1 protein-coding gene is annotated in these 559 nt (G+C 63.0%); it reads left to right on the forward strand.

What is annotated here, in order from left to right; all coding sequences use genetic code 11:
- Window positions 1-47 precede the first annotated feature (47 nt).
- Window positions 48-559: transposase (locus M3I53_RS38785; protein WP_254320825.1), on the forward strand; the 512-nt coding region annotated here is incomplete at its 3' end.

Raw genomic sequence — 559 nt, forward strand, 5'->3', positions numbered from 1 at the left:
GGTGTGGACAGGGTCACACCCGGCGATTTCCGGCACGGAGGCCAGCAATGGAAAACGATAGCACGTTGTATGTCGGCCTGGACGTTCACAAGGAATCGATCACGGTTGCCTATGCGCTCGGCACCGGCGAGGTCGAACTGCTCGGCAAGATCGGGACGACGAAGACCGATATCGAACGCCTGTCCAAGCGCCTACAGTCGAAGGCGCGGCGCATCCACATCGTTTATGAGGCGGGTCCGTGTGGCCATGGGCTCTACCGGCACCTCATGGAGAAAGAGTTCGACTGTATGGGGTGCGCCCCCCCGTTTAAACCCAAGAAGCCCGGCGATCGTGTCAAGACCGATCGGCGCGATGCCATCAAGCTTGTGCGCTCGCTACGCGCCGGGGACCTCTCGCCAGTGTACGTGCCCAGCGTGGAGGACGAAGCATTCCGCGACCTGGCTCGCGCATGGGTGAGCGCGAAGGACGATCTACAGCGCGCGCGACAACGGCTGAAGGCGTTTCTCCTCTCACACGGCGTACGCTATAACGGCCGCGCCGACTGGGGGCCGATGCACCG

This window comes from Paraburkholderia sp. CNPSo 3272 (assembly GCF_024206495.1).
GTDB lineage: Bacteria > Pseudomonadota > Gammaproteobacteria > Burkholderiales > Burkholderiaceae > Paraburkholderia.